Raw genomic sequence first — 18,246 nt, forward strand, 5'->3', positions numbered from 1 at the left:
CTTCACTCTCCCCTGTATCGTCTTTTGCTTTTGCGTAGCAATGGATATGGCTCCCAAGTGAAGAAAGTACCTACTTGCCACTTTCCGCCGAATAATGCTGATGCCATTACTAAAGCAGATAAAACCAAGCCGATTACATTCCCTATTAGAGAGATAATGCTTAATAATATGTTCATTTATTCGTCCTCCTCTATTTAAACGACCAATGCCGCATATCATTCCGCAATGGCCCTCTTGCCTGTGTTTTTTCCAAGTCAAAGTGTGCATTTGTTGTTTTATGCTGTGCAAGCGATTTGTTACGCTTAAAGTTCTTGTTTATATTCCGTCTATGGACCATGTGATGTCCTCCTTGTGGAGTTCTCACAATTACAGTATTTTGGTATTCGCTAACAATTTCGCCGATGATGGATTCACCATAGATTGTTTTAAAATGTTTCATGTTATGACCTCCAGTGCTGAGAAGGCTCTCGCAAATAGGATTGCCTCACACTCATCTTCTGATGGTTCCAATTTGTAGAGGTCCTTCACCATTTCAATGGCTTCCTGCTTAACAAGGTCACGCTTTTTATTTTTGATGCCAACACGTTTCCGCCATTCGGAGGCTTTAACAACATTCACGAAATAGCCTTTTTCTTCCAAACATATTTCCAGGGTTCCTTTTAATTTGGCCAACACTTCGTACACAACAGGATTGCGCTGTACTTGAATTCCCTCGATATAGACAAATGCTGCTTCAAACTTTTTGCACAAGGTCATACATTTTTTTATTGTTTCGCGTATCCTTTCGTTTGTTGGGCCTAATGGCCGGATAACTCCATAGGCGATAATTTTAGAGTTATCCATTTCCATCACACACCAACCTGTTGCCGTTGTTGACTGGTCAAAAGCAATTAAATTCATTCGATGTGGCTCCATTCTCTATTTGGTTTGTACTGCGTTTTTATTGCATCGCCGATGATAATAAGTTTTTTTCGGGCTCTTGTTACTGCCACATAGGCCAAGTTTTGATAATCATTTTCGCTTGGCTGGTACGCCACTACATCCCATTCGCTGCCTTGTGATTTATGAATCGTCAAGCCGTAGGCCAAGTCAAAGTTTTTTTCTAGGTCTTCACGACTCTTGAATGTAATGACAATATCGCTATCCTTTTTCTGTGCACTGTATGGCGAAATGATTTTGAATATTTGTCCATTGTAGAAACGGTCTTTTTCATTCGTTTTCGCAACAATTACGTCATCAATGCTGAAATTCGGTGATACAGTGGCTCGGCCATCTTTTACCCGCTGCTGCTCGTTTATTACTTTGACATTATGGTTAGTGAAGGATAAAGCAACTTCTGCCCCTCTTTGAAAGGCCTCATCAGAATTGCTTACAACCTCAATATTTGGCAGTGACATATTTGAATTTTGGGGAATGCCTAGAATTTCTCTACCAAGTGCAATAATGTCAGCAGATTCTGACCGATGGTTTTCTTTCAGTTCGGTTGTATTGAAAATTTGTTGGATTCGTTCAAATGGTCGCCCATATTCAATCGGTTCCAGTTGGTTCTTGTCGCCGACGAAAATGAGTTGTTGATCGTCGTAAATGCGCATTAACTTGGCAAACATTGGCGTAGACAACATCCCGCTCTCATCAATAACAATTGCATCGCAATTGGATGGATTGTAAACAAAACTGTGAATCGTTTTTACCACCACTTTGCTGCCTTTGATTTTTGATTGTAAGGCTTCACGTGCTTTGTGTGTCGGCGCTAGTACCACGACATGCTTTCCGTTTTTTTCTAATTGGTTGATAATTTCGGCTGTGACAAAGCTTTTTCCGGTCCCTGCTCCACCAACCATGCAAGAGACTTGATGCTTCAAACAAGTTTCTAATGCGATACGCTGTTCTTTGCTCACATTGAGGTCACGCTCATAAATTTGGTTGAATGTTAGCTTGTTTCTTGGTAGGCTATTAATTTCTTTGGAAACATACAGTGTGTCTCTTGTGGTTAAGTAATATGGCTCTTCGTAGAGCACAACACTTGTGCCTTCCAAATTGTCAATGGCTAGAGCCACAACATCGCTTCGATTACTTTTCATCTTGTCGGTGACATCCACAAATACTCTGGCTTGTCGTTCTTGTTCCTCGGTATAGTGAATGTCATAGCGAATGATTGCATTTTTTGCATTTTTGAAGGCGTAGCGATCAAGCTCCATGAACACCATAAATGGGTTCTCTCTCTCTAAAAGGGATTCAAAGAAATCAACAGGGTCGTAATGGTCCAGCCTTCCTTGATAATTTTTCGTATTCTTAGCGAAAGCATAGGTGTAAGTACCTTCAATATTTTTGACCAATGCTTTCGAATACTCTCTTTTCATCGGTAAATCACTTCCACTTCTTTTTCTGGCAACCCGTCAAGGATTGCTTGTGCTTTAGTCTGTTCAATAAGGTCAGCTGCTTCATCATGCCATCGTGCCATTTCTGGATTGTTGAGTGTGTCTGTTAAATACAGGTATACTTGTCGATAAGTTTCATTTCGACTGCCTTCAGCAATGCCATGCTCCAATACTTGTTTTAACAATTTTGCTTGTGCGTGGTTAAAATCTAGCAGCGATTTAGAGCTATGAGAAAAGTCAACCACATTGCCACCTGTTTTGCGTTCTGAGGGTCTAAACTGAGCCACGCTGACCATTGTGCCAATAACTGTTGAAACGTCTGAGAACGCCAATGGATAGCCCATGAGCTGAGCTACTTTCTTGCTAGCTTCATCAATTTCCAATTCGAGCATAGTGGCAACTCCTGTTACAACTGCCCTGTACTCTTCTTTATTCATCTCTTCATCTGCCATCAAGATGATTCGCCAACGGTTCGATTGGTTATAATAATATTTTGCTGTTGGATAGACTAAGCCGAACAAGCCTTGTCCTTCCAATTTCTTTTCGATTTCTTCTCTGGTGTAGTCCGCATCATCAACATCAATTGATATCAAACGTCGTCCACCTTCGTATGTGTCATCGGATCGTTCGTTATCCTTGAATATTCCATCAATGAAATAGGCCAAACGGTATTTTTTGATGTGCTTATATTCTTCTTCAGTTGTTGCCCCAGACAGCAACTCAATACCATTTACTTTTTCAGATTCAATACTGTCCACATCAGCAAGGAATGATTGTAGAGTCTCTGACGGACTATGCTGTACTTCGCTTCCAACGAAACCGGTTCGTATGTTGAGAGGAATCTCGATGGTCATAATGGACTGCAGGAGCTGCTCTTGTTGCATAGCCACAGCTTCTTCTTGTTGTTCTTCTTCCTTTAGCTGTTCTTCAAACACATCCATTTCGTCCTTGTGTTCGAATCCTCTAAAATCAAAAGCAAAGTCAGGAATGACCACCCATCGTGCATTTTCTTTTCCAATCTTTTTATTCGAATTGAATTGCGTAATATTTAGTTCAGGCAATTCTTTTAGAGTTGCAGCAAGTTCTTGTGAGCCTACTGTCTTTTTGAACTCTGTTGGTTTCATAAACCAATTCCCCTCGTGTTTACGAAAAGTATTGATTCTTAATCGGTCAAGCGCATTGAGGATTTCAGCTTCGTCAAAGATATTTTTCTGATAGAGAGCAAACATCATTTTTTCAGCTTCTTCCACATCAGCCAGCTCATCTATAATCACTTTGGGATTCACATTCCTGTTCCTAACCTGAACAAAGCCGATTTCATTTTGATATAAGAAACGGTGTCCATCGTACTGAAGGTTCAATGATTGGTCATCGAGAATCACTATAGATGGTTTAATCCAATTCACTCGTGTTCGATTGATAACTAATGTACGTTCTGCATTCCGATAAATCATCATGCTTTCTTCGAACTCATCCGCTACATTCAAATCAAGCGATTTTTTCGAGTAAGTAGACCCTTTCGCTACGCTGGTCAAATAATTAATTTTTTTTAGATACACGACTTTCTTTTCGTGCGTTTCGTTTATAAAGTTTTGAGTTAGATTCAAATTTGAAAAGGTTGCTATCTGGCTCCTGTCCAGTCCTAACTCAAGAAGTAATTCAAAGGTTCTGTTATAGCCGCCGATTGCTAGAAAAAGCACTTCATCCATTTTTGTATACTGTGTTAAACTTGTTGAATGAATTCGGTTGTATATTTTCTTGAGGTTCTTTTTTGATTTGTCGAAAATGATTTCGCCCAACTTGCTTGCCCGCTCCTTTCGTGATATACTGAGAGAAATTAAAGATGATTTTTTTCGGGATATTCCTTTCGTGACTTTGTGAAAGTTACAAAAAAGGGATATCCTTTCTATTTACCATTAATAAATGTTTTATCTATTTACTAGCTGTAACTTTGTAACCAAATCGCTAGACACTTAGAGCGACAAGGGATTTCGTGGTTACAAAAAAAGTTATGTGGTGGGTACAAATACAAATATTTTCCTTTTTTAGATTAAAATTTTCTCATTTAAGGTTATTTCTTGTGCTGTGTAACCACCTTGTAACTTTTTTTGTAACTTCTCTCAATCCCTTGCGGTTCTAAGGCTAAACCCACTTTTTGGCACTTTGTGAAAAAATCGTTTGTAACTTTTTTTGTAACTTTTTTTCGCATTTTTGATTCCATTGTGAAATAACGCTATTGTTTTAAACAAAGAATACTTAAATACCAATACTTACAGCTTGTGAATTCAGCTTGTGAACACAATTTGATTAAAAACCAATTCAAGCCATACATATCAGCGTTTTAGACTTGTGAATTCATTTTTTTAGAATGGTAAATCTTCATCTGGAATGTCGATTGCATCCGATCCATCACTACTATCATCCAACGGACCGAAATCGTAATTGCGATAAGGGAAGTCTGGATTTTTTTTATTTGGTGAAACGGTTAAGTTCATCAAGAACTGGCTGCCGATTACTTTTTCAAGAGCAGTTGTTGTCGCATATTCATCTACTAAATCCCCATTAGTAAACCCTACGCCTGCCATCGTTCCGAGTTTCAGTAGTGTTCGCCCATTTTTTTCTTTGACAAACTCAGGTAATGCATCATCAAATGACATGTAAATGACTTCCAAACGGTTTTTATCTTCACCTGATACAACTTCTAACGTAATAGCAAGCTGTGTCTGTCCACTTTTACTAACGTTTGCTTCTGCTGATTTTAAGCGTACCGGATAAGTTCCAGCCTCTAGTTTTGTACTTTTCGCTACCTTGTCAGTTTTTGGATCAAATCCTTCTTTTTTAATTTGGCTCAATGTTTCTAATAATCCCATGATTTATTTCTCCTCTTCGTTTGTATTTGTTTTTTGTAATATTGGAAGCAATTCCATCTGTTTGATGGTTTGCAGATTACCGATTAATTGGTCTTTTGCTCGTGTGGCCTGTGTTGGCTGTAACACGATGGTTCGTTCTTCTACCTGTGTTTCTTGATTCTTTAAAATGATTAACCTACCAACAATAGGAATAATCCCCATGATGGCATCAATGTTTCGAATGTCGGGTTGGAATTGTGTATAAACCCCTCCGGACTCTCTTGTAACTTCTACTTTCTTCTCATGTGCAAATATCAATACATTTTTGCGTAAATCTTTTAAGCTTGCGATAAAATCAAGCATCACTCTATCAACAATGGCGTAGTCTTTGATTTCCGGCATGCCAGAAGTTGTGGACTTTGATTTTTCATTCAGCCAAAACTTTTGGAATGTTGATAAGTTGTCTATAACGATGTTCTCGTATTCGCTAACGTGTTTTAATAAGTAGTGATAGAATGTCTCTAATTCGGCTTGAGGCTTCTTAGAATTCATCACAATGATGTCTACGTGCTCTAAAGTTTCCAGTACGTGGTACATGCCATCTGTTGAAAAAACAAGTGTTCTTCCAGTGAGTGATTTAACCATTGATGTTTTACCTTTGCCTGGTTCCGAATAGACAAGGATCATCCAATTGTCGAATCTCTTAATGTCTTTTGCTTTGATTATTTCCATTGATTTACCTCCGTTCAATCAAGTCCAGAACATTCTTAAAACCAATGATTTTTTTATTGGCTCGACAATATTCACAAGTTCCACATGCTGAAGGCTCTGCTTCTCCGTTTTTGACTCTTAAAAATCTGGGTAGCTTTTCTTCTACATACTCAAGTTCCCTAGCAAAAATCTCTTGATCAAAATTAATGGCCTCGATATTTGGTGGATTTTGCTTTGATACTGCAAAAATGTACGGAGTGAACTCTTTACCATATTTTTGTTGCAGAAGTTCTCTATAAATTGCCATCTGTAAAACATAGCCATACTCTTCTACAAACGATCCCCAATTATTATCACGAGTGGACCATAGCTTTCGTTCGATTTCTCGTGTCGTTTTTAAATCAACGAAATAACCTTGGTCTATGTTCAAACAATCAATTTTTCCCTTCCACACTGCTCCGAATAATTCACCCGTGATGATTATTTCCTTTTCTCCTTGGTACAATTCATGAAAGAAATCATCCTCATTAATTCGTTCTACCATTTTTTCTGCTAAGATAAACGGCGCCCGCAACGTCCCTTTTTTTGTCAGCATCTCTTCTTGATGCCTAGTCAGGAAATCTTCATGTGCTGCATTGCTTTCAAAGGCACTGTGAACATAATTACCAACAAGAAATGCTTCTGTGTTATCTTCTCGAAACGTACCATTTAGTTCTGCTGCAGCTTTGGCTTCGCACTTATCGAATTTCTTAAATTGAGATACTGACATATATTGCCAATCCAGCTCATTCGAATAATAGTTTTGCTCAGTTGCATCCATTCGCCTTCTCCTTCCTATAAGTTATCGAGAATCCTCATGATGGAGTTCCCTAGTTTCAAATGCTTGTCTATATCATCAGTCAAATCAAAGTCATCTATATAAACTTCTAGAAGCTTTGTATAGACTTCTTGCTTTAGCTCCAATTTTTCTGCAGTAGCAGAGGATTTGCTCGCTGTATACTCTTCCAATGTTGTAATGACTCTTTTCCCGTCTATTTTTTTGACTTCGATAAATCCGCCCGTTTTTAATTGGCTGATGTACGACTTCACTGAGTTTTCGTTGATTTTAAGAGTTGTGGATATCACTTCATTGGGTGCATCTGGATATTGCTGGATCAAATCAGCCACACGCTTTTTGTTGTTCATGCTTCCACTCCTTTAACATAGTTAGTTGCATTTCTAATAGATGGATGTATTCATCGACATCAAACTCAACGCTTTCCTGCATCACTTCAAACTTGTCACGGACAATTTGAATGTCTGAGTCTTGATAAATAGATACAGTATTGTCTTTGTACAAATCCATGATTAATGATGAACCTGGTCGGTCATCGTTTTCGTGCATGATTAAACGGTCGGGGATGGTTTCACTCCAATAGAGTTTGGACATTGTTTATGCCTCCTTTAAAAACTCATCTCTCATTTTTGTTGCCTTGTCTATATCAAACACAATATTTTCATCGAAAAACTCATGTTCCACATAGACAAAACTCTCTCCAAGCTCTTCTAGCTCAGTAATAATCCAATTTAAATGATCAATAGTAGTTGAATTACTTATGACAATCACTTTCTTCCGTGGTATAATCTTTACAAGAATTCGTATTGTGTTACCTCATGGCTGGACCCGTTGGCAGACGAGTCTGGCTTTTTTAGTGCTTGTTCCATTTCATTCATAATTTTGACAAACTTCATTTCTTGGTTGGTTAACGGTCTATCGTACATCCCGACAGTTTCCATATCATCTCTCAACTGAAATAGTTTTGTTGTAGCGACAACTATGGTTTCATTCATGTTTCTTATCCTCCTTGAATTTCTTAATGCCTTTCCCACACTTTGTGCAATAAGGTCCGCCATAAGACTCTGCCTTCCATAAATCCCGATCATTTAACCTTACTTTGACATCACAATCTGGACATCTAAATACATTACTACCTTGTAAATAGCGGTTAAATTGTTGTTTAGTATCCATGCATTCACATCCTTTCTATATTTAGTTTATTTCTAACCTCGTGTATAATAGTTCTGAAAGCGAGGTATTAAATATGTTAGTCACTGATATTTCAAAATCAGAAGTAAGAGTATTAAAGTATTTAACAAAACCACAATCTTCTCTCGGAAGATCTCCAAGTTACGTAGCAGCAAAATTAAATATGGGTGAAAACACAGTAGAAACTATAATAAATAATTTGGTATCTGAAAATTTTCTTAAAAGTGGTGTTAGTGACGGAGAATACCGAATAACTACTGAAGGAAAATTATTTCTAGAAAAGTACAGATCATCGATTCTATCAACTGTTCTAAAAAGTTTTATAATCCCTATTATTGTTTCTGTCATTACAGTGCTTGTCCGTGATTATCTATTTAAATAAATCTAATAAGTAACTAGCAATAATTGTTGTGATAATCGATACAACCACTGGAATGACAATTGAATAAAATTTACTTTTAGAAGTGGCAGATTGTTTGGTTGCTACTTCTTTTTTCATTTCTCTTCACCCTCTCAATATTTTGTCTTGCTCTAATAAGTGGTTCATTGAGCTTGTACCATCGGTTAGCTTCTGCTAAACCTTTCATAAGTAATTCTGATTTACTCATACGTCTAAAAACCCCGCTTTTAATAACCCAAGAGTTGCAAATACGCCCACCGCCATACCGGCAATTAACATCAATGCATAAGCAATGTTGTAATAGCCAAGTGCCGCCATCACAGCAAGCGTTGCAAATATTTTCAATAGACTAAAGAAGTCTTTTACTCGTTTCATGAAATCCCTCCTTAAAATATGTGATAAACAACCAATGCCAACACTGCTAATACCTCTAGCGTGTATAAATATTTTTCGAATGCGTCTAGGTTCACGCTGTTTCCCCTTTCGCTATTGCCATTTTTCAATGACTTCTGACTTATTTCGTTTAAACTTATTCTCTTCTCGCCATTTCAAAAATCTATCAAAAAGTTCGGCCTCTATTATTGGCATATTATATGTGGGCAATCTGTACCCTTCTTTGTAATCTGGATGATTCTTAAATTCTTTCAATAGCTTTTGAAACAGCGATTTGTGCAATCGATATCCAAAAAATATTTGAGCCTCATCCTTCGCCATCCAAACTTGATTTAGCTCTACCACTTTACATACAGTCATCTGAGACATTCTTTTTACTCCTTTCTCATTAAAATCGAATTAATACGAACATACATTCTTTTTTGATTGCTATTACATAGTTATTGAGCTAGAATGTAATTGTTAGTTACTATTCAATTCCTAGAATATATTTAATCCGGATGATATATTCCTTGGCTTTCTTTCCATCACGCCGACCATTGACGATATCAGATAGATAAGGTTTTGAGATATCTAACAATTTTGCTAAATCAGTGAATGTCATTTTTCGCTTTCTCAACTCTGTTCTAATTTGAATATCTAAATTTTCTGACATGTTCTGACCTCCCTTATTATTTTTGTAAGCTAATTTATTCACTAATTTCGTAAAAAACATTGACACTTTCTATATAATTATATAGAATAAGTTTATAGTTAAATAAGCTCTGTTAAAAGCCTTGATGATTCACAGCGAAACCGTCTCCCAACGATTAGGTGTATTGTTTTGGTTTAGTTAAGTGAACTTATTAGCAAACTAATTAGCTTACGAACACAGTATATTATATAATTGTATAGACGTCAAGAGTAAATTATATAATTATATAGATTTCGTGTTCGTATAAATAGGATGGTTGATATGACAACATTTGAACGTGTAAAAAAATTAGCAGACTCGCAAAAAATATCAATAGTAGAGTTAGAAGAAAAGTTAGGCTTCGGTAAAAATTCCCTATACAGATGGAAAACAAGTGCGCCAGCTTCTGACAAACTCCAGAAGGTAGCTGACTATTTTAATGTATCTACAGATTATCTTTTGGGAAGAACAACTAAAAATGTTAATAACGAATTAGAAGATGATAGATTTGGAAGCAATTTAATTAATCACTTTAGATTGAATACTGCCAATCTAGATACAGAAGATATTGAAGAACTAGAGGAGGAGTTAAAAGAATACACAGAATTTTTGATTGAAAGAGCAAAAAAGAAAAAAAGAAACTAAGGTGGCTTTCATATGGATTTCTTAGAGGGAGATATTTTTTACGAAGCATCGGCAATTGCCAATGAAATTTGTGACACAGTGTCTCGATATCATTCAATACCAATTGAAAAAATTAATCATCATACTATTAAAAAATATGTTGAAGCCGTTGAAGGTGTCGAGTTTATTGATTATAGATTTAGAAAACAGTTACAACAAATTATACTGGGTTCTACTAGCAAAGTAGCTAATTCAGTTTTCATAACAACTAACGCTTTTCTAAAACCAGAGAGAAAAAACTTTACTCTAATGCACGAAATTATGCATTATTATTGCGACATCCCTACTGCTAAAGAAGGACAAACTTTTTCAGATATGTTTTTAGAAGACGGTTATCTACCTGAAGATTATGAAAAAGAAACAAGAGCTAATATTGGTGCTTCAATATTGTTAGCAAATGATACGGCGCTTGAGTACGCTACACATCACTTTTCATCATTCGACCAAGTTGCTCAATATTTTTTTATGAGTAAAACAGCTTTGCAAAAACGATTAAACGAATTTTTGATTTTTTACAAAAAATGTTCACCTAATTATGCTCATTCGCTTGTAACTAGTTATCGATACAGAAATAATAAAGAAATATTACAATATTTAAAAAGCTAACCAGTACCACAATTACTGATTAGCACGACGTATAATTTAACAAGTTGCAAATATGTCATACCATATTAAAAGTCAAGGGAGCGATTCTAAGTGTTTGAGTACAAATTTGGGTTTCTGCCAAAGAAAACTGTTAAGGTCGAAGAATTTGGCATTACGATAGAGAAAAACACATTTATGTTTGAGAATATTAAATGTATTTTTGTTAAGCCATATAATTTTGTAAAGAATGAGTGGGGGACTGTTTATTTTAGCCTTGAGGGAGAGGACTATGATCCAACCAATGCTTTTACAAAAAATGTTTTCAAATTCACCAAAAAGCAAACAGAAAAGGTCAATGAACTTTTGAATTTGTTAGATATTGAAGTAATAGAAAGAGAAAATAGTTTAAGCCAAGACTTCAAATCAAGCAGTAATTGCAACGACCATCAATCGATTATATGTCCAAACTGCAACAGCAAAGATGTCGAATTCATGCAAAATAATAAAAAATCTTTTTCTGTTGGAAAAGCAGCTACCGGGGCCGCACTAATTGGAGGCGTTGGAACACTGGCTGGTTTTGCTGGTAAAAAAGGCAATAACCAATGGCATTGTAAACAATGTGGGAATGTTTTCGAGACTAAAAGATAAGGAGTACTCAGGTATGAGAAAAGCAAGTTTTGTTTTATTATTTAGTGTTTTACTTTTAGGCGCGTGTTCATCACAAGAAGACCAGACATCAGAAAGCCAGCCAAGTTCATCGGAAAGTTTTGAAAATAGCATTACTATCGAATCATCAAACAATGACTCTGCCTTGTCCTTTTCAAATGATGAAGTAGACCTTGTGATTAACAATTTAACAACTGGAAGAGGTATGGACAATTCTGAAATAGTATTTATCGATTATACTGCAAGAAATAAATCTAGCATCTCTGTTGATGCACAATACCTATTTATGTATTACGTAACAGCTTACCAAAATGAAACTGAGCTTGAATTTGGCTATATTGATGATACTACTGACGAACGATATGAAGCTGTTCAAAAGTTAGACCAAGAAATTTACTCAAATGAAGAAGTAACTGCTAGCTTTACTTACAAATTAATTGATTCAAATGCACCTATAGAATTAAGATTTCATGATAGGAATCAAACGGAAACATTGAAAACAGATACTTTTGAAATAGAATAAAAAACACATCCCCCGTCGCCAAACAGATGGATGTGCTACTGAAAATAAAACCTAAATAGGCCTATTTAACTATGCCTATTTTAGCAGAAAAATAGGAGTGATACAAATGTGGATGGAAGAACTACAAAATGGAAAATTCAAATATATTGAACGGTATAAAGACCCCTATACCGAAAAAGATAAACGAGTTTCTATTACATTAAATTCTAAATCCAATCAAGCTAAAAAACAAGCGCAAAAAATGCTAGATGAAAAAATAAAATCAAAACTTATGACGAAAGAGAGCAGTAATTTAACTTTTGAGAAAGCTTTAAAAGATTGGCTTCTTTTCTACGAAAAAACGGTTAAACCTTCAACATTTAAAATGATCGAAAGTCCTATAAAAATTGTACGAAACTATATTTCAGACGATGTTTTACTTAGGAACATTGATTCATATTTCATTAAAGATTTGATAGAAAAAGCATATTATACAGACTCATATTCCTTGAGTTATGTTAAAAAGATTAAAGGAGTTATAAGTTCTGTTTTAAAAAGAGCTTATGATACAGGTAAAATACCTTCTGTTCCCGATTACAAGTTAGACTTGAAATTAAGAGACGAACCACATGTAGATAAATATTTAGAGCCGTGGGAATTAAGAGCCATCATTAAACAACTTAATTCTAATCCTAAAAATGAGCGAAAGGCTGATATGGTTGAATTCCTAGCACTCACTGGATTAAGATACGGAGAACTTATCGCTCTCACCATAGATAAATTCGATGGTTCATCTATAAAAATTGATGGAACAATAGATTCGAGAACAAGAGGCTACAAGCAACCTATTCGAACAACCCCAAAAACAAAAAAATCAAATAGGGTTATTCCTCTGCCTCAAAGAGCTATTGAAATACTAAATAAAACAATAACTGAAAACCAATTTCTCAAACTCAATAATGATTATGTTGATTCTGAATACATTTTTACCAGTCATAAAGGTTTGCCAATTGATTTCCGAACATTTACACCCGCTCTACATATTGCAGCAAAGAATGCAGGAGTGAGTAAACCCGTAACCAGCCATTACTTAAGGCATACACATGTATCCATTTTAGCTGAATTAAACATTCCAATAAAGGCTGTCATGGATAGGTTAGGGCATACTGATGCATCTACAACACTTGAAGTTTATACTCATGTTACAGATAAAATGAAAACAAGCTTGATAAAGAAACTGGATGATTTCAAGTATTAATTTATGCCCCTTTATAGCCCCTTTTTAATCAATTGCAAAAAAAATAAGCTATAAAAGCTTTACTCTGTATGCATTTCTATTCTTTTTAAACTAATACCATATGCTGATCCGTTTCACCCATTGATACAACGATTGGTAAATCTGCTGTTGTGAATGGCGCACCATTCATGCTGATTAATTCCAAGCCTGAGAATGATGCCGGTGTAAATTCGTATACTTCCCCAAATTTACCCGTATATGTCTCATCTGCAATCAACTGATTACCAGCTTGATCTAAATACGTAACAGTCAGTGTTGTTTCGATACGAGTATAAACAACATTGACGGTCTGTAATGTATCTGTCAATGTTACAGAAACTGTACCACCACTATATGTGTATCCAGGAATTACAGGCGGATCATAGCTAACTACGTCGCCTACTTCGCCGCCTAGCATAACACTTGGCGCTCCTGCTACTGCATTACCTGCTTCATCAACAAAGTTGATTTGTGCATCACCTGATGCGTTGAAAGCTCTCATTGTTACAGTGAAATCTGCTGATGCTGAAGTAACTTCTCCAACGAGTACAGGATTGTTGCTGGCATCTAATTCAACACTGAATCCTGATCCTACAGGCGTGTCCACAACAAAGTAGCCATTTGTTGGTAACGCAATTACAACTGTTGTTCCTTCTTCTTGAGCTATTGTTGATGACCCGATAAGCACACCTGTTGTTTCATCAACAAAGGATACTGTGAAATTCATGATTGCGCGAGCTGACATTTCCGCTGCGCCTTCAACAGTGTCTGCTGATTCCTCAGCTTCTGTACTTTCAACTGTTTCTTCTGTTACATCTGTTTCCTCAACTACAGTCTCCTCTGTAGTATCTGTTGTCTCCTCCGTTACTTCCGGAGCTTCTTCTGAAACCTCAGGCTCAGAGACAGCTGGCAGTTCTTCCGGTCCACCCTCTGGCAATTGATCCTCAAGTCCTACTGTTTCACTTGTCGGAGTAGGCTCTCCGGCAGCTTCCTCAGCAAATACCTGTTGAGTATTCAACATAATTGGACAACACAAAGATAACAACGCAACATAAACTTTTTTCTTCATTAAATGTTCCTCCCTTTTTTTGTTACTCTTTAATTTTAACATAACAAGTGTTTCAATCAACATCTTTTTCTATTTAAAGAATGAAAACCCTTAATTTAAGAATAAATTAAGCAATTATAAGCATTTCTTAAAAAGAATCATTCTTTCAAAAAATAAATTACACATGTTGTTAAATAACAAAAAAATGACACAGATTAACTAAATAATCTGCATCACCAAAACTTAATATCACTCTTCGTCAAATTGTATGTTTAGTATGTCCAATATTCTTGCCAAGTCGGAATCGGATAGATATTCTATCTCAATCTTCCCTTTCCCTTCCTTTTCCTGAATAACGACGGTTGTACCAAATTTATCCATCAAGCGATCTTCACTCTCACGAATGTAGTAAGGCTTTTCTTTTGCTGCTTTTTTCACTTTTTTCACAGCTTTTTTGCCTTCATTTTCATTTATCTCAGTAACTAGCTGCTCTAGTTGGCGGACGGTTAATCCTTCTTTGACTGCACGATTAGCTAAAGAAAGAATGGTTTTCTTATCCTTCAATCCTAACAGTGTTCTTGCCTGTCCCATTGACAATGTTTCTTGTTGGACCAAGTCTTTAACAAGGCTTGGTAATGTCAGCAAGCGTAGATAATTGGCGATATACGGGCGGCTTTTCCCTAATCGCTCAGCAACCTCTGCCTGTGTCAGCTTAAGATTTTTCATCAGCATATCATAGGCTTCGGCTTCTTCAAGTGCATTCAAGTCTTCCCGTTGCAGATTCTCCAATACTGCAATCTGCATCATTGCTTCTTCATCAAACTCTCTGACGATTGCAGGAATCGTTTCCTTTTCTGCAAGCTTGGAAGCGCGGAAGCGTCGTTCTCCGGCGATAATCTCGTAGCCCTTTACAGAAGACTTACGAACGATAATCGGCTGAAAAACACCTGACTGCTTAATAGAATCCGCTAATTCACTAAGAGAGCTTTCATCAAATGTTTTTCTGGGCTGATAGGGGTTTGGACGAAGCTCGCTTAAAGAAATTTCAATGACTTCCTCTTTTTTTACGTCAACCTCTTCCAAACTGGCAAAATCTTGAAACAAGGCATCAATACCACGCCCCAGGCCTTTTCCTTTACTCATTATCCAACACTTCCTTTGCTAGAGATAAGTAGACTTCTGCACCGCGTGAACGCGGATCATAATCGATAATCGACAACCCGTGACTTGGCGCCTCCGATAATCGAACATTTCGAGGAATAATCGTATCGTAGACTTTTTCACGGAAATACTTTCGAACCTCTTCAACGACTTCAGCGCCGAGATTCGTGCGGGCATCGTACATCGTCAGTAAGACACCTTCAATTTTCAAGTCCGGATTAAAGTGCTTCTGTACAAGACGAATTGTATTCAACAGCTGACTCAAGCCTTCCAATGCGTAATACTCACACTGAACAGGAATCAAAATGGAATCACTTGAGGTAAAAGCATTAATCGTCAGATGACCTAACGAAGGCGGGCAGTCAATCAGAATAAAATCGTACTCGTCCTGTACCTCCTCCAACGCAGATTTCAGTCTGGATTCTCTGGCAATCATTGATGTCAGCTCTATTTCAGCACCAGCCAGCTGAATCGTTGCAGGCACAATATCAAGATTCTCTCTGGTTGTTTTCAAGATTACTTCTTTCAGCGGTTCTTCATTCACTAATACGTCATAAATATCATGGGCAACATCCGGTTTTCTCACTCCGACACCACTTGTTGCATTTCCCTGTGCATCAATATCGACTAACAACACCTTTTTTCCATAGTAGGCTAAACATGCACCCAAATTAACTGTGGTGGTGGTTTTTCCTACGCCGCCTTTTTGGTTTGCTACAGAAATGATTCGTACCATGTCTTTTGTTCCTCCATCTTATTTGATCGGCTGTTTGTTTGGTAGTCCGGGTTTTCTCGGATATTTTTTAGGCGTTTCCTTTTTCTTTTGTATCATAACAATATGTCTCTCGTCATTCGTGATTGGTAATTCAAACGATTTCTCCTGCTCGAATTTCCCGCCCAACACAGCAATCGCCTTCTTAGCCTCCAGAATTTCTTCTTCACTCTTAGCCGCTTTCAGTGCAAGAAAGTAGCCGTCTTTCTTTACTAATGGCAAGCACAGCTCCGACAACACGCTCAAGCGCGCCACCGCACGGGCTGTCACATAATCAAAGGCTGCTCTGAACTCTGCTTTCTGACCAAAGGTTTCTGCACGATCATGATACAGTGCAACGCCTGTCAATGCTAACTCTTCTATTAAATAAGTTAAAAACTTGATACGTTTGTTCAGTGAATCCACGATTGTAACCTCTAAATCAGGGAAAACAATCTTTAATGGGATACTTGGAAAGCCAGCACCGGAACCAACATCACAGATTTTCTTTCCAGATGAAAAGTCCTCAAAGAGAGCCAGCGAGACTGAATCATAGAAGTGTTTTAGGTACACTTCCTTTTTTTCTGTGATAGCGGTCAGATTCATCTTCTCATTCCACTCTACAAGCACTTCATAGTAACGCTCGAACTGCTGCATTTGCTGATCTGACAACACAATCCCTTTTTCCGCCAAAAACTGCTTAAATTCTTCTGGTGTCATAGTTATCCTTCCTATTCGTGAAACACTAAAATGTTTCACAGTTTGCTTTCTTTACTTTAACGTAAATACCTCATTCATGCAATGGTTTTGATGATATTTAACAGGTTTCTTAATTTGACTAAACCACCTGTCGCTTGCCAATCAAGCAAAGTGCAGACGTATAGATGATACGTAATTCCAAGTCTCTTCTTTAAACAAAAAAACAATCGATGTCGCCTATAAAAAGACGCCACCGATTGGATTTTATTTTTTATTCTCCCAACTGCATATCCACATGAGGAATATCATCCTCCAGATAAACATCAGAAATCACCTTGAAGCCAAATTTTTCATAGAAAGCAGTCGCATATTCCTGTGCACCTAAAACAACGGATTGATTCGGATAGTGCTCTCTCACTGCCTCAAGAGTTTTTTTCATCAGTAGTTCCCCATAGCCGGCGCCTCTGTATTTTTTTACGGTCAGAACTCTGCCGATATGAATAGCATCATCTTCCTCAATAATCCGTGTGTAGCCGACAAGCTCCGTTCCTTCCTGCAGCCAAGTATGCAGTGCTGTTTCGTCCAGCTCATCCGCTTCCTGATAAGGGCAATGCTGTTCCACCACAAATACAGCGATCCGTTCCTTCATGATTGCCAATAGCTCTGCCGACGTTAGTTCAGCCAATGTTTTTACCTTAAACTCCATTTTCATCCACCTTTCTTTTTTTAATCCTCACATCTATACTTCTCAATATTTTTCAAATTACAGTCAATCTCATAAAGAAATGGGCTGCTGTAAACATAAACGATATCATAGTACAGGGTTGCTTTGACTTCAGAAAGATGTGCCAGAAGTCGCCATATATATGATTCATCCTCCCAAAAAACAAAAATAAATAAATTGTTTTCATTGAAAAGAGTATAGTTTCCGCTTTGGAGCTTCTTCAATTTATTGTCATAGGCTTCTGTTAGATTAAACAAACTGTTCCAATTTGTCAGAGAAATCCCAACACGTTTCATTGTACCGTCCGGCAAAGTTAAGGTCATCCGAATCGTATCTGTGCCGTGTTCCTTCTTTAAGCGCTCAATCATTTCCTGTTCACTTTGCGAAGAAATGTAGCTTTCCCCCAAAGCATGCAGTACGCCTTCTTTTAGGGATTGTGTCACCTCTACACCGATACTTTTCAACGGATTCTGGATATCCGGTTTATCCACAAGTGCTGCTTCGCTATACTTTTCAGGGAAAACACGCTGCAAAATCTCCAATGCTCTTCGTTCATCCGGCCGTTCCATCACATTTAGTTATCCTCTCCGTCCAATTTTTACCATTATACTATATTCTTGCAATATTGATTGTGATATTTTCTACTTCTCTCAGACTTTGTACTGATTTTTATTATATATACTTGTGTTCGTTTATACTGTGTTATACACTGTACTGTGT

The 18,246-nt window shown here is 37.2% G+C and carries 27 protein-coding genes; 6 read left to right on the forward strand and 21 right to left on the reverse strand.

All coding sequences use genetic code 11. From position 1 onward, the window contains the following. Positions 1 to 2: 2 nt before the first annotated feature. From IW510_RS09785 to IW510_RS09835, 11 genes are all read right to left on the reverse strand, one after another. On the reverse strand, positions 3 to 176 hold the full coding sequence (locus IW510_RS09785) for a hypothetical protein (RefSeq protein WP_202059082.1): 174 nt from the start codon (positions 174 to 176) through the stop codon (positions 3 to 5). 14 nt (positions 177 to 190) lie between these two features. Continuing rightward, the gene (locus IW510_RS09790) at positions 191 to 337 is read right to left on the reverse strand and encodes a hypothetical protein (RefSeq protein ID WP_202059084.1); all 147 of its coding nucleotides are present in this window, start codon (positions 335 to 337) and stop codon (positions 191 to 193) included. Between the two features lie 98 nt (positions 338 to 435). Continuing rightward, on the reverse strand, positions 436 to 900 hold the full coding sequence (locus tag IW510_RS09795) for a crossover junction endodeoxyribonuclease RuvC (protein ID WP_202059090.1): 465 nt from the start codon (positions 898 to 900) through the stop codon (positions 436 to 438). After that, on the reverse strand, positions 897 to 2,360 hold the full coding sequence (locus IW510_RS09800) for an ATP-dependent DNA helicase (protein ID WP_202059092.1): 1,464 nt from the start codon (positions 2,358 to 2,360) through the stop codon (positions 897 to 899). Before IW510_RS09800 ends, IW510_RS09795 begins: the two co-directional genes overlap by 4 nt. Then, positions 2,357 to 4,177 carry a hypothetical protein gene (locus IW510_RS09805; RefSeq protein ID WP_202059094.1) on the reverse strand — a complete coding sequence of 607 codons (1,821 nt, stop codon included), beginning with the start codon at positions 4,175 to 4,177 and terminating at the stop codon, positions 2,357 to 2,359. Before IW510_RS09805 ends, IW510_RS09800 begins: the two co-directional genes overlap by 4 nt. Before the next feature lie 564 nt (positions 4,178 to 4,741). Continuing rightward, positions 4,742 to 5,248, reverse strand: a complete 507-nt coding sequence (locus IW510_RS09810; RefSeq protein ID WP_202059096.1) for a DUF669 domain-containing protein — start codon at positions 5,246 to 5,248, stop codon at positions 4,742 to 4,744. A gap of 3 nt (positions 5,249 to 5,251) precedes the next feature. Continuing rightward, complete coding sequence (locus IW510_RS09815) at positions 5,252 to 5,959, reverse strand: AAA family ATPase (RefSeq protein ID WP_202059098.1); 708 nt, start codon at positions 5,957 to 5,959, stop codon at positions 5,252 to 5,254. 4 nt (positions 5,960 to 5,963) lie between these two features. After that, positions 5,964 to 6,758, reverse strand: a complete 795-nt coding sequence (locus IW510_RS09820) for a PD-(D/E)XK nuclease-like domain-containing protein (RefSeq protein ID WP_202059100.1) — start codon at positions 6,756 to 6,758, stop codon at positions 5,964 to 5,966. Positions 6,759 to 6,772: 14 nt separating this feature from the next. Beyond that, positions 6,773 to 7,123, reverse strand: coding sequence for a hypothetical protein (locus tag IW510_RS09825; protein WP_202059102.1), 351 nt, complete (start codon positions 7,121 to 7,123; stop codon positions 6,773 to 6,775). Further along, positions 7,098 to 7,367 carry a hypothetical protein gene (locus IW510_RS09830; protein WP_202059104.1) on the reverse strand — a complete coding sequence of 90 codons (270 nt, stop codon included), beginning with the start codon at positions 7,365 to 7,367 and terminating at the stop codon, positions 7,098 to 7,100. The genes IW510_RS09825 and IW510_RS09830 overlap by 26 nt, the downstream gene beginning before the upstream one ends. Before the next feature lie 197 nt (positions 7,368 to 7,564). Beyond that, the gene (locus tag IW510_RS09835) at positions 7,565 to 7,768 is read right to left on the reverse strand and encodes a hypothetical protein (protein ID WP_202059106.1); all 204 of its coding nucleotides are present in this window, start codon (positions 7,766 to 7,768) and stop codon (positions 7,565 to 7,567) included. Between the two features lie 251 nt (positions 7,769 to 8,019). Here IW510_RS09835 and IW510_RS09840 point away from each other — a divergent pair, with 251 nt between their 5' ends. Beyond that, positions 8,020 to 8,346: a hypothetical protein gene (locus tag IW510_RS09840; protein ID WP_202059108.1), complete on the forward strand. Its 327-nt coding sequence runs from the start codon at positions 8,020 to 8,022 to the stop codon at positions 8,344 to 8,346. On the opposite strand, the gene IW510_RS21455 is transcribed toward IW510_RS09840, so the two are convergent. The 4 genes from IW510_RS21455 to IW510_RS09855 form a co-directional block, all read right to left on the reverse strand. Continuing rightward, the gene (locus IW510_RS21455) at positions 8,335 to 8,463 is read right to left on the reverse strand and encodes a hypothetical protein (protein WP_269092469.1); all 129 of its coding nucleotides are present in this window, start codon (positions 8,461 to 8,463) and stop codon (positions 8,335 to 8,337) included. The two genes, IW510_RS09840 and IW510_RS21455, sit on opposite strands and share 12 nt — an antisense overlap. A gap of 105 nt (positions 8,464 to 8,568) precedes the next feature. Next, positions 8,569 to 8,739, reverse strand: a complete 171-nt coding sequence (locus IW510_RS09845) for a hypothetical protein (protein ID WP_202059110.1) — start codon at positions 8,737 to 8,739, stop codon at positions 8,569 to 8,571. A 111-nt stretch (positions 8,740 to 8,850) separates the two neighbouring features. Continuing rightward, complete coding sequence (locus IW510_RS09850; RefSeq protein ID WP_202059112.1) at positions 8,851 to 9,126, reverse strand: hypothetical protein; 276 nt, start codon at positions 9,124 to 9,126, stop codon at positions 8,851 to 8,853. Positions 9,127 to 9,226: 100 nt separating this feature from the next. After that, positions 9,227 to 9,412, reverse strand: coding sequence for a helix-turn-helix domain-containing protein (locus tag IW510_RS09855; RefSeq protein WP_202059114.1), 186 nt, complete (start codon positions 9,410 to 9,412; stop codon positions 9,227 to 9,229). 300 nt (positions 9,413 to 9,712) lie between these two features. Here IW510_RS09855 and IW510_RS09860 point away from each other — a divergent pair, with 300 nt between their 5' ends. From IW510_RS09860 to IW510_RS09880, 5 genes are all read left to right on the forward strand, one after another. Then, positions 9,713 to 10,075: a helix-turn-helix transcriptional regulator gene (locus IW510_RS09860; protein ID WP_202059116.1), complete on the forward strand. Its 363-nt coding sequence runs from the start codon at positions 9,713 to 9,715 to the stop codon at positions 10,073 to 10,075. A 12-nt stretch (positions 10,076 to 10,087) separates the two neighbouring features. Further along, entirely contained in the window at positions 10,088 to 10,720 is a 633-nt protein-coding gene (locus IW510_RS09865; RefSeq protein WP_202059122.1) for an ImmA/IrrE family metallo-endopeptidase, read from the forward strand. A gap of 90 nt (positions 10,721 to 10,810) precedes the next feature. Continuing rightward, positions 10,811 to 11,347 carry a hypothetical protein gene (locus IW510_RS09870; protein WP_202059346.1) on the forward strand — a complete coding sequence of 179 codons (537 nt, stop codon included), beginning with the start codon at positions 10,811 to 10,813 and terminating at the stop codon, positions 11,345 to 11,347. 13 nt (positions 11,348 to 11,360) lie between these two features. Beyond that, positions 11,361 to 11,888 (forward strand): DUF5067 domain-containing protein, encoded by a 528-nt coding sequence (locus tag IW510_RS09875; RefSeq protein WP_202059124.1) that lies wholly within the window; start codon positions 11,361 to 11,363, stop codon positions 11,886 to 11,888. A 106-nt stretch (positions 11,889 to 11,994) separates the two neighbouring features. After that, entirely contained in the window at positions 11,995 to 13,125 is a 1,131-nt protein-coding gene (locus IW510_RS09880; protein WP_202059126.1) for a tyrosine-type recombinase/integrase, read from the forward strand. Between the two features lie 85 nt (positions 13,126 to 13,210). Here IW510_RS09880 and IW510_RS09885 read toward each other — a convergent pair whose 3' ends face one another. The 6 genes from IW510_RS09885 to IW510_RS09910 form a co-directional block, all read right to left on the reverse strand. Continuing rightward, positions 13,211 to 14,212, reverse strand: a complete 1,002-nt coding sequence (locus IW510_RS09885; protein WP_202059128.1) for a MucBP domain-containing protein — start codon at positions 14,210 to 14,212, stop codon at positions 13,211 to 13,213. A 228-nt stretch (positions 14,213 to 14,440) separates the two neighbouring features. Then, positions 14,441 to 15,334, reverse strand: a complete 894-nt coding sequence (locus IW510_RS09890) for a ParB/RepB/Spo0J family partition protein (RefSeq protein ID WP_202059130.1) — start codon at positions 15,332 to 15,334, stop codon at positions 14,441 to 14,443. After that, on the reverse strand, positions 15,327 to 16,088 hold the full coding sequence (locus IW510_RS09895; RefSeq protein WP_202059132.1) for a ParA family protein: 762 nt from the start codon (positions 16,086 to 16,088) through the stop codon (positions 15,327 to 15,329). The genes IW510_RS09890 and IW510_RS09895 overlap by 8 nt, the downstream gene beginning before the upstream one ends. A gap of 18 nt (positions 16,089 to 16,106) precedes the next feature. Continuing rightward, positions 16,107 to 16,823 carry a 16S rRNA (guanine(527)-N(7))-methyltransferase RsmG gene (gene rsmG, locus IW510_RS09900; protein WP_202059135.1) on the reverse strand — a complete coding sequence of 239 codons (717 nt, stop codon included), beginning with the start codon at positions 16,821 to 16,823 and terminating at the stop codon, positions 16,107 to 16,109. 250 nt (positions 16,824 to 17,073) lie between these two features. Continuing rightward, positions 17,074 to 17,508, reverse strand: a complete 435-nt coding sequence (locus IW510_RS09905) for a GNAT family N-acetyltransferase (RefSeq protein ID WP_202059137.1) — start codon at positions 17,506 to 17,508, stop codon at positions 17,074 to 17,076. Positions 17,509 to 17,528: 20 nt separating this feature from the next. After that, entirely contained in the window at positions 17,529 to 18,095 is a 567-nt protein-coding gene (locus IW510_RS09910; protein WP_202059326.1) for a hypothetical protein, read from the reverse strand. Positions 18,096 to 18,246 lie beyond the last annotated feature (151 nt).

The organism is Enterococcus sp. BWR-S5 (assembly GCF_016745255.1).
Taxonomy (GTDB): domain Bacteria; phylum Bacillota; class Bacilli; order Lactobacillales; family Enterococcaceae; genus Enterococcus_L.

Coding starts and splice junctions, on each gene's coding strand:
- IW510_RS09785 (WP_202059082.1), bottom strand. CDS start 176: ATGAACATATTATTAAGCATTATCTCTCTAATAGGGAATGTAATCGGC.
- IW510_RS09790 (WP_202059084.1), bottom strand. CDS start 337: ATGGTCCATAGACGGAATATAAACAAGAACTTTAAGCGTAACAAATCG.
- IW510_RS09795 (WP_202059090.1), bottom strand. CDS start 900: ATGAATTTAATTGCTTTTGACCAGTCAACAACGGCAACAGGTTGGTGT.
- IW510_RS09800 (WP_202059092.1), bottom strand. CDS start 2,360: ATGAAAAGAGAGTATTCGAAAGCATTGGTCAAAAATATTGAAGGTACT.
- IW510_RS09810 (WP_202059096.1), bottom strand. CDS start 5,248: ATGGGATTATTAGAAACATTGAGCCAAATTAAAAAAGAAGGATTTGAT.
- IW510_RS09815 (WP_202059098.1), bottom strand. CDS start 5,959: ATGGAAATAATCAAAGCAAAAGACATTAAGAGATTCGACAATTGGATG.
- IW510_RS09820 (WP_202059100.1), bottom strand. CDS start 6,758: ATGGATGCAACTGAGCAAAACTATTATTCGAATGAGCTGGATTGGCAA.
- IW510_RS09825 (WP_202059102.1), bottom strand. CDS start 7,123: ATGAACAACAAAAAGCGTGTGGCTGATTTGATCCAGCAATATCCAGAT.
- IW510_RS09830 (WP_202059104.1), bottom strand. CDS start 7,367: ATGTCCAAACTCTATTGGAGTGAAACCATCCCCGACCGTTTAATCATG.
- IW510_RS09835 (WP_202059106.1), bottom strand. CDS start 7,768: ATGAATGAAACCATAGTTGTCGCTACAACAAAACTATTTCAGTTGAGA.
- IW510_RS09840 (WP_202059108.1), top strand. CDS start 8,020: ATGTTAGTCACTGATATTTCAAAATCAGAAGTAAGAGTATTAAAGTAT.
- IW510_RS21455 (WP_269092469.1), bottom strand. CDS start 8,463: ATGAAAAAAGAAGTAGCAACCAAACAATCTGCCACTTCTAAAAGTAAA.
- IW510_RS09845 (WP_202059110.1), bottom strand. CDS start 8,739: ATGAAACGAGTAAAAGACTTCTTTAGTCTATTGAAAATATTTGCAACG.
- IW510_RS09850 (WP_202059112.1), bottom strand. CDS start 9,126: ATGTCTCAGATGACTGTATGTAAAGTGGTAGAGCTAAATCAAGTTTGG.
- IW510_RS09855 (WP_202059114.1), bottom strand. CDS start 9,412: ATGTCAGAAAATTTAGATATTCAAATTAGAACAGAGTTGAGAAAGCGA.
- IW510_RS09860 (WP_202059116.1), top strand. CDS start 9,713: ATGACAACATTTGAACGTGTAAAAAAATTAGCAGACTCGCAAAAAATA.
- IW510_RS09865 (WP_202059122.1), top strand. CDS start 10,088: ATGGATTTCTTAGAGGGAGATATTTTTTACGAAGCATCGGCAATTGCC.
- IW510_RS09875 (WP_202059124.1), top strand. CDS start 11,361: ATGAGAAAAGCAAGTTTTGTTTTATTATTTAGTGTTTTACTTTTAGGC.
- IW510_RS09880 (WP_202059126.1), top strand. CDS start 11,995: ATGTGGATGGAAGAACTACAAAATGGAAAATTCAAATATATTGAACGG.
- IW510_RS09885 (WP_202059128.1), bottom strand. CDS start 14,212: ATGAAGAAAAAAGTTTATGTTGCGTTGTTATCTTTGTGTTGTCCAATT.
- IW510_RS09890 (WP_202059130.1), bottom strand. CDS start 15,334: ATGAGTAAAGGAAAAGGCCTGGGGCGTGGTATTGATGCCTTGTTTCAA.
- IW510_RS09895 (WP_202059132.1), bottom strand. CDS start 16,088: ATGGTACGAATCATTTCTGTAGCAAACCAAAAAGGCGGCGTAGGAAAA.
- rsmG (WP_202059135.1), bottom strand. CDS start 16,823: ATGACACCAGAAGAATTTAAGCAGTTTTTGGCGGAAAAAGGGATTGTG.
- IW510_RS09905 (WP_202059137.1), bottom strand. CDS start 17,508: ATGGAGTTTAAGGTAAAAACATTGGCTGAACTAACGTCGGCAGAGCTA.
- IW510_RS09910 (WP_202059326.1), bottom strand. CDS start 18,095: ATGGAACGGCCGGATGAACGAAGAGCATTGGAGATTTTGCAGCGTGTT.